The sequence below is a fragment of the Allobacillus halotolerans genome (assembly GCF_018967645.1).
In the GTDB taxonomy this organism is placed as follows: Bacteria; Bacillota; Bacilli; order Bacillales; family Alkalibacillaceae; genus Allobacillus; species Allobacillus halotolerans.
In genome coordinates this window covers 1-7,990 of the sequence record NZ_JAHLZF010000005.1, presented here as the reverse complement: position 1 = coordinate 7,990, position 7,990 = coordinate 1, and the positions used below count along the sequence as shown (strand labels likewise).

The window sequence follows — 7,990 nt, the reverse complement described above, 5'->3', positions numbered from 1 at the left end:
AGGAAATATGTGCCGCCCGGCCGGATTTATGAGCCCGACCGAGAGAAATATGCGCCCAGCTACGAGAAATATCTGCCTCTGGATGACGTAGGTGGATATGCACCCAAGTGAGGGGAAAATGCGCCCTCCATTACGTGATATGAGCCCTCACTTCGGATATATGGTCCCAGATCAAGGAAATATGTGCCGCCCGGCCGGATTTATGAGCCCGACCGAGAGAAATATGCGCCCAGCTACGAGAAATATCTGCCGCTGGATGACGTAGGTGGATATGCACCCAAGTGTAGGAAATATGCGCCCTCCATTACGTGATATGTGCCCTTACTTTGGATATATGGTCCCGGATCAAGAAAATATGTGCCGCTCGAACGGATTTATGCGCCCAACTCAGAAAAATATGCGCCCAGCTACGAGAAAACGAAAGCGCGCTCATCAACCTTCTTCCTGAATCTTCTTGTACACCTGTCCCTTTTCAACATAACTTTTTCTGACGCGGTCCATTTCTTTTAAATCTTCTTCATTAATCTCGCGAATCACTTTGGCAGGTCGGCCGAACGCCATCGTGTTTGGAGGGATTACTTTGCCGGGTGTGACTAGACTTCCAGCACCAATAAATGCTCCTTCCCCGATTTCAGCACCATCCAAAACGGTCGAACCCATTCCAATTAGTGCATTTTTGCGAACGATTGCAGAATGCAGCATCACTTGGTGTCCGACCGTTACGCCGTCTTCGATAATCAGTGGATTATTCGGGCTTTGATGGAGTAACGATTGATCCTGTATATTCACATCATTTCCAATGACTGTTGGTGCGACATCTCCGCGGATCACCGTTTTATACCAGATGCTTGCGTTTTTGCCGATTTTCACGTCACCGGAAATAACGGCATCTTCAGCGACAAAAGCAGTCTCGTCAATTTCAGGGTAAAAATCTTTATAAGGGAGTATCATATTATTCCTTCCTTTCTTTTCTATGCTATGATTATTATAACAAAACAACGAGTGTATGCAGTTTAAGGAGGTCAGGTAACAGTGAAAATTCGAGAAGCCAAAAATGCGAAGGCTGTCATCGTCATCGTCCACGGAGCATTCGAGCATTCTGGTCGGTATGATTGGGTAGTTGAGCAATTGATTTCACATGATTATCATGTTGTTTATGGTGATTTACCTGGTCAAGGCGAAAATATTCCAACAAAACGAGGCCATATTCGTTCATTTCAACAATACCTCGACACGGTAAAAACGTGGGTTAACCATGCGAAGTCATATGAATTACCTATATTTCTATTCGGACACAGTATGGGCGGTTTAATTTCCATTCGTTTTGTACAAACGATGAACATCCCCCTTGATGGAGTCATTCTATCTTCTCCTGCAGTCGGGATTACTTCTGGACCGAATAAGGTACTGCGTGCGATCGCCAGTTTAGTGAATCCGATCTATCCAAGCTTACGCGTTAAAACAGGAATCAAATCTTCTGTCGCAACTCGAAATGAGGAATTCGTCGCCAAGGATGAAGATGATCCATTATTCTTGAGGAAGGTTTCCATCCGTTGGTTTTTGGAATTTCAAAAGGCGGCTGAAAAAGCCAATAAAGATGTCAATAACTATAAAAACATCCCGACATTGATGCTCCAAAGTGGGGTCGATCACCTAGTCGATAAGGATGTCAGCATCAATTGGTTTAATAAAATTAAGGTTAATGAGAAGTCCATCCATGTATATGATGAGTTATACCATGAATTATTGAATGAACCCGAACGGGAAGAGGTCATGCGAGAAATCGTTCAATTTATTGAAGGAAAACGAAAGCAGACACACTAAACATCATAAGAAACATTGCGCCATTGAATGGAGGAATCAACATGCCGAAAGTGCCGACATCAATTTTTGATGTCATCCGATCTTCTTATTTTGATATTTTTCCAGAGGTCAATCGCCGTTTGGAAGAGTGGAAAGAGAAAGCGCGTGCTATTCCGAATGAAGAATTACGAACACAAGCATTAAACAGTATTGAATCAAAAACGTTTCATTGTGAAGGTGGTTCGATTTACGCAACACTTGCTCATGAAGATTGGAAGCTCGCGATTCGTTTTATTGTTGCTTATCAAACAATCAGTGATTATTTGGATAATCTGTGTGACCGAAGCACCTCGCTCGATCCCCAAGATTTTCGTCAACTTCATGTATCTATGCAAGAAGCGTTGCAACCGGTGAGGACTTCAGGTGAACAGACAAACTTTTACGCAATGCGTGAAGAACAGGATGATGGTGGTTATTTACAAGCATTGGTTGACGCATGCCAAGAGATCATCCAGCAAATTCCGAATTATGAAGAGCTTTACCCATCATTGGAGCGGCTCGCTTCTTTATATATTGACCTTCAAGTACATAAACATGTAAAAAAGGAGGAGCGAGTACCTCGTTTGGAAAGCTGGTACGAAGAAGAATATGAGCCGGATGATTTGTCGTGGTATGAATTTTCCGCTGCGAGTGGGTCAACGCTCGGCATATTCTGTATTATATCCTATGGGCTGAACGGTATAAATGTCGCAGAGGAAGTCTTTTCAAGCTATTTCCCTTATGTTCAAGGTCTACATATCATGCTTGATTACTTCATTGATCAAGAAGAGGACCGAGAAGAAGGGGATTTGAATTTTTGTTTTTATTATGAAGCGGATGAACAGCTGTTCTCTCGTATGAATGCGTTTATTGAGAGGGCTAAAGTGGAGACTAAGGGACTCCCTGACCAAAGGTTCCATCGCTTAATTGTCGATGGACTGATTGGACTCTATTTATCGGACCGTAAAGCAAATGAATTGCCGTATGAGCGAGGCAAAGTCCAATCATTGGTCAAGGCAACGGGCTGGCGTGCAAGCTTAGTCTATTGGAACGGAAAAATGTACAGGAAGTGGAAACGGCGCTAGTCGTCACTTTTTTTGAATGACGACCGCGAAAGGTGCCCGTTCACTTCGGTTAACCATTTCGTATTTGGCGACGTCTGCTATTTTCGATGAAAGATTACGGAGATAATCCATGACTGCCTCTTTTTCTTGTCTACCTTCTGGGTGTCCAGGATAAATGACGATGCCAATATGGCCACCTGATTTTAATCGATCGAGCAGTCGTTCAATGGCCTGAATCGTCGTTGTTTCTGTCGTCGTTATTTGCTGGTCGCTTCCTGGTAGATAGCCGAGGTTGAAAATTGCTCCATCAATTTCGTCAATTGTATGTTCATCGAGAATATCGGTTGCTAATTCATGGCCTTTTAAGAAGGTATAAATGTTATGACGGTTGTTTTCTGAGAATCGTTGTTTTGCTTGGTCAATCGCTTCTTGTTGAATATCGAAAGCGAAAACTTTTCCATTGTCTCCGACGAGTTTACTAAGCACTAAACTGTCGTGTCCGTTTCCGAGCGTTGCGTCAACGACGATGTCCCCTTCATGGATAGTATCAGTAAATAGTTGATGAATAAATGGAATAATGGATAACATAATGATTCTCTCCAATCTAAAGTCTTCGATGTTTATGTTTCTTCTATTATAACTTCTAAATAGACTTGAGACGAGGAGGAAGATATATGCGATTCGGACTGGAATTATTCCGAATAACAGCGATCATGTTTTTGCTTGGTGGTCTTGGTTGGTTTTTATTGAATGAAATATATGCATCCATTGATCAGACGATTGAGCTAAAGTGGCTTGGAGCAATAGCAATTTTATTGTTGGTATTTGTTTTATATCGGAATAAGTTGCAATTTACTGGATGGTACCAAGGAAGTAAAAATGTGAAGCTTCCTAAGTCCGTTACTTATTTGCTAGTCTTTAGTGCGGTTATCTTTATGATAATCCCCATTATTATTGGGTTACTATAGAAAATAAAGGTGGATCAGATCATGGAAATTCGTGAAATCGAAGTAAAAGACAATCAAGCAATGGCGGAAATTATCAAGCGTTCCTTGGAATCATTTAAGTTAGATATTCCCGGTACGGCCTATTTTGATCCGCAATTGGGTGAGCTTGCACAATTTTACGAACAAGAAGAATGTGCCAGCTATTGGGTTGCGGTGAATGAAGCGGGTGAGGTTGTTGGTGGCGTAGGGATTGCAGCGTTCGACCGTGAACAACAAGTTTGCGAGCTTCAAAAGCTCTATGTAAAACCAGAATTTCAAGGTCAAGGTTTAGCTGTGAAATTGGTGAATGTCGCCCTTGAGTTTGCTAAAAAGCATTATGACTATTGCTATTTGGAAACATCAACAAAACTAGAAGCGGCAAACCGGTTATATGATTGGTTTGGTTTTGATCAACTCGATCAGCCGTATGGTCAGTCATCCCACTTTACGATGGATGCCTGGTATATGAAGGATTTACGTTAAGGTATTGATAAGTCTTGACAAAAGCGTGGGGCTTACATAAAATCAACAGTAAATAAGAAACGAAACGATGATAAAGGACTAGTAAAGGCAGATAGCAAGCTTACAGAGAGGCAGCGGTTGGTGAAAGTTGCTCTTGCATTGCTTTGAACTCCCCTTTTAGTTGCACAGATGAAATTAATTCGACAGTAGTTTGTGCCGTCCCCTGCGTTAAAGGATCAAGTGAGTACGATCGATTCGTACTAATTTGGGTGGTACCACGGGTGTTAACTCTCGTCCTAATTTTTTTGGACGGGAGTTTTTATATTTTATAAAAGAAAAGCAGTTGTGAAGGAGGAAGGATTGTGTCTTACAATCATCGAGATATTGAGAAAAAGTGGCAACAGTTCTGGGAAGAGAACAAAACATTTAAAACAGATACGAACTCAGATAAGCCAAAGTTTTATGCGTTAGATATGTTCCCTTATCCATCGGGGGCAGGACTTCATGTCGGTCACCCGGAAGGCTACACAGCAACCGATATTCTTTCCCGAATGAAGCGGATGCAAGGGTATGAAGTGTTGCATCCAATGGGATGGGATGCGTTTGGTTTGCCTGCTGAACAATACGCCATTGATACAGGTAATGACCCAAAAGAATTTACCGAGAAAAATATTCAAACGTTTAAGCGTCAAATTAAATCCCTCGGTTTTTCCTATGATTGGGACCGTGAGATCAACACAACAGATCCAAGCTATTATAAATGGACACAGTGGATCTTTAAGAAATTGTATGAAAAAGGCTTAGCTTATATGGATGAAGTACCAGTGAACTGGTGTCCAGAACTAGGTACCGTACTCGCCAATGAAGAGGTTATTGACGGGAAAAGTGAACGTGGAGGTCACCCGGTCATTCGTAAACCAATGCGTCAATGGATTTTACGTATTACCGAATACGCAGATCGTCTATTAGAAGACCTAGATGATTTGGATTGGCCTGAAAGCTTAAAAGATATGCAACGAAACTGGATTGGAAAATCGGAAGGTGCTGAATTGACGTTTGAAATTGAAGGCACTGATGAAAGTTTTGATGCCTTTACAACACGTCCAGATACCCTTTTCGGTGCAACGTACGCGGTGTTTTCTCCAGAACATCCACTTGTTGAAAAAATTACAACGGATGAACAAAGAGATGCCGTTAAACAATATCAAGATCAAGTTCAGGCGAAAAGTGAACTTGAACGAACGGACTTAGCTAAAGATAAAACAGGTGTGTTCACTGGTGCTTATGCGATCAATCCGGCGAGTGGAGATAAAATGCCGATCTGGATTGCTGATTATGTGCTGATGTCTTACGGAACGGGGGCCATTATGGCTGTTCCTGCGCATGATGAACGGGACTACGAATTTGCAACGAAATTTGAACTGCCAATCGTCGAAGTCGTTGAAGGTGGAAACATAGAGGAAGAAGCATATGTTGGCGATGGACCACATGTGAACTCTGATTTCTTGAACGGCTTGAACAAAGACGAAGCCATCGAGAAAATGATTGCCTGGTTGGAAGATAAGAAAATCGGAACACGCAAAACAACTTACCGACTACGTGATTGGCTATTCAGTCGTCAACGTTACTGGGGCGAGCCAATTCCAATTGTACACTGGGAAGACGGAACGATGTCTGCACTTGATGATGAAGATCTTCCATTAATTCTTCCGGAAACAGACGAAGTAAAGCCATCAGGTACAGGGGAATCACCATTAGCCAATATTAAAGAATGGTTAGAAGTCACAGACAAAGAAACCGGTAAAAAAGGGCGTCTAGAAACGAACACAATGCCTCAATGGGCAGGAAGCTGTTGGTATTATCTTCGTTATATCGATCCTCATAATGAAGATGCATTGGCAGACTTTGAAAAAATGAAGAAATGGCTTCCAGTTGATATTTATATCGGTGGAGCCGAGCACGCGGTACTGCATTTACTTTACGCTCGTTTTTGGCATAAGTTCTTATATGATATCGGCGTTGTCCCTACAAAAGAACCTTTCCAAAAGCTATTTAACCAAGGTATGATCTTAGGTGAAGGTAACGAAAAAATGAGTAAATCAAAAGGGAATGTTGTTAACCCAGACGATATTATTGATACTCACGGAGCAGATACGCTACGTCTTTATGAAATGTTCATGGGACCACTGGATGCATCCGTTGCTTGGAGCACGAATGGTTTGGACGGTTCAAGAAGATTCCTTGATCGCGTTTGGCGACTCTTTGTCGACGAAGATGGTAATTTGAAGGAAATTGTGAAAGACGAAGAGAATGAAAACTTCGATAAGGTTTATCACGAAACGGTGAAAAAAGTTACCGAGGATTATGAAAACCTTCATTTTAATACAGCAATCTCACAATTGATGGTCTTTGTAAATGAAGGCTACAAAGCTGAAGTCATTCCGAAAAACTACGTTGAAGGCTTTGTCAAAATGCTTTCTCCAATCGCACCACATCTAGGTGAAGAACTATGGTCACTGCTCGGACATGAGGATTCGATTACGTATGCGACATGGCCGGAGTATGATGAAAGGAAGTTGACAGAAGATACAGTAGAAATTGTACTTCAAGTCATGGGGAAAGTTCGGTCGAAAGTTTCCGTGCCAGTAGATGCAACGAAAGAAGAACTAGAGAAAATCGCATTAGCTGATGAAAAAATCAACGAATGGATTGAAGGAAAAACGGTACGCAAAGTCATCGCTGTACCAGGGAAGCTCGTCAATATTGTAGCGAATTAAACTTTATACTACCAGTCAGGTCTGCTTGAGATCTGGCTGGTTTTATTTTGTTTTAATCTGTTTTGTATAAAAGGTCGAACAGTGGGTGATTATTTAATATGAAGAGATTTCTCTTCTATAGATGCTGTGAATAACGAAGTAAAAATTGGAAGTGGTATTTTATTGACATGAGCTCGGGTTCGGATATAGAATAGGAATACATTTCGTCATAAGGAGGAACTTTCGATGGAAGATAAGAAAATCGACTTAATAAACAAAGAACAATTGAAGCAAGAGATGAACCGACCAGATTTAGAAATCATTGATGTTCGTGAAGATGATGAAGTGGCGGAAGGAATTATTCCTGGAGCGAAACATATTAAACTAGGAGATATTCCAACCCGCATTAGTGAATTGTCTAAAGACAAAGAATATGTAATGGTTTGCCGATCTGGCGGAAGAAGTAATAGAGCAGGAGTACAATTAGAAGAACAAGGTTACAATGTGAAAAACCTGCAAGGCGGAATGCTTGATTGGGACGGAGACGTATCCAAATAAAAAACTTCTAAAAAGCCGTTGACATGAATCGACTAAATCCGTATAATAGATTCTGTTGTCAAAAAAACAAGAGATACCAACTTTTTTGTTGACAATTCAAATGAAGCTGTGCTATATTAAGTAGTACGCAACAAAAGTATTTCGAACCTTGAAAACTAAACAAAATAGCCTGAAGTCAATTCGGTTTCTTTCTTATTTGATTGGGAAAGAAACAAACGAAATTTTTTATGAAGCCAATCAAACACTTATTGGAGAGTTTGATCCTGGCTCAGGATGAACGCTGGCGGCGTGCCTAATACATGCAAGTCGAGCGCGGGAAGCA

At 41.4% G+C, this 7,990-nt stretch carries 8 protein-coding genes, 1 rRNA gene and 1 other annotated feature; of the genes, 7 read left to right on the top strand and 2 right to left on the bottom strand.

The window, feature by feature from the left end:
- Positions 1-432: 432 nt before the first annotated feature.
- Entirely contained in the window at positions 433-951 is a 519-nt protein-coding gene (locus tag KQ486_RS04715; RefSeq protein ID WP_216686920.1) for a gamma carbonic anhydrase, read from the bottom strand.
- Positions 952-1,032: 81 nt separating this feature from the next.
- On the opposite strand from KQ486_RS04715, the gene KQ486_RS04710 reads away from it, so the two are divergent.
- Together KQ486_RS04710 and KQ486_RS04705 are read left to right on the top strand one after the other, a co-directional pair.
- Positions 1,033-1,824 carry an alpha/beta hydrolase gene (locus KQ486_RS04710; RefSeq protein WP_216686919.1) on the top strand — a complete coding sequence of 264 codons (792 nt, stop codon included), beginning with the start codon at positions 1,033-1,035 and terminating at the stop codon, positions 1,822-1,824.
- 41 nt (positions 1,825-1,865) lie between these two features.
- Positions 1,866-2,927: a tetraprenyl-beta-curcumene synthase family protein gene (locus KQ486_RS04705; RefSeq protein WP_216686918.1), complete on the top strand. Its 1,062-nt coding sequence runs from the start codon at positions 1,866-1,868 to the stop codon at positions 2,925-2,927.
- A 3-nt stretch (positions 2,928-2,930) separates the two neighbouring features.
- On the opposite strand, the gene mnmM is transcribed toward KQ486_RS04705, so the two are convergent.
- On the bottom strand, positions 2,931-3,494 hold the full coding sequence (gene mnmM, locus KQ486_RS04700) for a tRNA 5-(aminomethyl)-2-thiouridylate-methyltransferase MnmM (RefSeq protein ID WP_216686917.1): 564 nt from the start codon (positions 3,492-3,494) through the stop codon (positions 2,931-2,933).
- An 86-nt stretch (positions 3,495-3,580) separates the two neighbouring features.
- Here mnmM and KQ486_RS04695 point away from each other — a divergent pair, with 86 nt between their 5' ends.
- The 5 genes from KQ486_RS04695 to KQ486_RS04675 all read left to right on the top strand — a co-directional run.
- Positions 3,581-3,874: a hypothetical protein gene (locus KQ486_RS04695; RefSeq protein ID WP_216686916.1), complete on the top strand. Its 294-nt coding sequence runs from the start codon at positions 3,581-3,583 to the stop codon at positions 3,872-3,874.
- A 21-nt stretch (positions 3,875-3,895) separates the two neighbouring features.
- Positions 3,896-4,375: a GNAT family N-acetyltransferase gene (locus KQ486_RS04690; protein ID WP_216686915.1), complete on the top strand. Its 480-nt coding sequence runs from the start codon at positions 3,896-3,898 to the stop codon at positions 4,373-4,375.
- A 58-nt stretch (positions 4,376-4,433) separates the two neighbouring features.
- Positions 4,434-4,656 (top strand) — a binding site (T-box leader).
- A gap of 60 nt (positions 4,657-4,716) precedes the next feature.
- Positions 4,717-7,131 carry a leucine--tRNA ligase gene (leuS, locus tag KQ486_RS04685; protein WP_216686914.1) on the top strand — a complete coding sequence of 805 codons (2,415 nt, stop codon included), beginning with the start codon at positions 4,717-4,719 and terminating at the stop codon, positions 7,129-7,131.
- 225 nt (positions 7,132-7,356) lie between these two features.
- Positions 7,357-7,668: a rhodanese-like domain-containing protein gene (locus KQ486_RS04680; RefSeq protein ID WP_144089482.1), complete on the top strand. Its 312-nt coding sequence runs from the start codon at positions 7,357-7,359 to the stop codon at positions 7,666-7,668.
- 245 nt (positions 7,669-7,913) lie between these two features.
- Positions 7,914-7,990 (top strand): 16S ribosomal RNA (locus KQ486_RS04675); the annotation flags it as partial.

Coding starts and splice junctions, on each gene's coding strand:
- KQ486_RS04715 (WP_216686920.1), bottom strand. CDS start 951: ATGATACTCCCTTATAAAGATTTTTACCCTGAAATTGACGAGACTGCT.
- KQ486_RS04695 (WP_216686916.1), top strand. CDS start 3,581: ATGCGATTCGGACTGGAATTATTCCGAATAACAGCGATCATGTTTTTG.
- KQ486_RS04690 (WP_216686915.1), top strand. CDS start 3,896: ATGGAAATTCGTGAAATCGAAGTAAAAGACAATCAAGCAATGGCGGAA.
- mnmM (WP_216686917.1), bottom strand. CDS start 3,494: ATGTTATCCATTATTCCATTTATTCATCAACTATTTACTGATACTATC.
- KQ486_RS04705 (WP_216686918.1), top strand. CDS start 1,866: ATGCCGAAAGTGCCGACATCAATTTTTGATGTCATCCGATCTTCTTAT.
- KQ486_RS04680 (WP_144089482.1), top strand. CDS start 7,357: ATGGAAGATAAGAAAATCGACTTAATAAACAAAGAACAATTGAAGCAA.